Raw genomic sequence first — 862 nt, 5'->3', positions numbered from 1 at the left:
GGTCGCGGCACCCGTCGGGCTGGGCATCGCCACCATCCCTTTCGTCGGCTATCCCTGGGTGTTGCGAATCTGTGCCCTCGTCTACATGGCCGGGGTCCTACTGGCGTTCAACCTGCCCGGGCACGTCGACTCCGCCGCCGGTAAGCAGCCACTGCGCGGGCCGCTTCCCCCGAGCGTGGCCCGGCGCGGTGTCGGGGCGCGGATCCGGGCGTTCCTCGGCACGCTGCCGGTGGCGCTGCACGCCGCCCTGGTGCTACGCAGTCTGGTCGGCTTCCTGACGTTCTATCTGGCGTTCCTCCTGCGCACCAACGGCGGGAACAACCTGTGGCTGGGCGGGCTCGCGGTCTGCGCGGGCGCCGGCAGCGGCCTGGGAGTCTTCATCGGCGGCCGGCTCGGCCGGCGCCGTCCCGAGGGCATCCTCATGCTCGCGCTGGTGTTGGCGGCAGGGGGATGCCTCGGTGCGGCGATCACCTACACCAAGTTCACCTCGCTGGTCGCCGCGCTGCTGGCGTCCATGGCGGGATCGATGGGGAAGCTGGCGCTGGACGCGATCATCCAGCGGGACATCCCGGAGACCACCCGCAACTCCGCGTTCGCCCGTTCTGAGACCGGTCTGCAGCTGGCCTGGGTCGCCGGCGGGGGCCTCGGACTGATCGAGATGCCCGGGACGGTCGGCTTCGCGGTGGCCGCGGCGGCGATGGGGATCACGTTGTTCGTGGAGGCCGGCGCGCTGCGCCAGTCCCGGCTGGCCGCCCGCGCCCAGTTCCGCGCGGACACCCGCAACCGCCCACCCGCCCACAACGATCCGGACACAACGAAACCGCTCGGTCACCCAGGGGTTCCCCCGCAGGCACCCATGCCC

General features: G+C 72.2%; 1 protein-coding gene. It reads left to right on the top strand.

Features of this window, described 5'->3' with window-relative positions:
• A partial coding sequence (locus AC08ON_RS12210; protein ID WP_476616992.1) for an MFS transporter occupies nt 1-862 on the top strand: 862 nt, incomplete at both ends.

Source organism: Frankia sp. CoWAU3 (genome assembly GCF_977971855.1).
This window is presented reverse-complemented; position numbering and strand designations above follow the sequence as displayed.